We start from the raw sequence: 350 nt of genomic DNA, 5'->3' as shown, positions 1-350 counted from the left end.
GTATATGATGCATCAACAGAAGGAAAAGAGTTAGGAAAAGCAACAGTAGCGAAAGATGCGAAGGAAGCAACAATCACAGGAAAAGATTTACTAGTATCAACAGGGGGTACAGTATACGTAACAGTAACGAAACCGAATAAAGATGAGAGTAAGAGAGTCACAGTGAAGTATGAAGCGGAGCCAACAACAGTGGCACCAGCAGTAGAAAAAATCACAGTGTCAAATAATAAAGTGGAAGCAGAAGATACAATTACGGTGTCAGAACTGAAAAAAGGCGACATCGTCCGTGTATATGAAGCGTCAAAAGGTGGAGAAGCGATCGTAACATCAGAAGCGGTAGCTGGAGAAGC

At 42.0% G+C, this 350-nt stretch carries 1 pseudogene; it reads left to right on the top strand.

The features are described 5' to 3' along the window. Positions 1-350, top strand: a pseudogene (locus H6481_RS28470) (hypothetical protein); the annotation flags it as partial.

The sequence above is a fragment of the Bacillus sp. ME78 genome (assembly GCF_903970865.1).
GTDB lineage: Bacteria > Bacillota > Bacilli > Bacillales > Bacillaceae_G > Bacillus_A > Bacillus_A cereus.
Note: the sequence above shows the minus strand (reverse complement) of the source record. Positions and strands in the feature narration are given on the sequence as shown.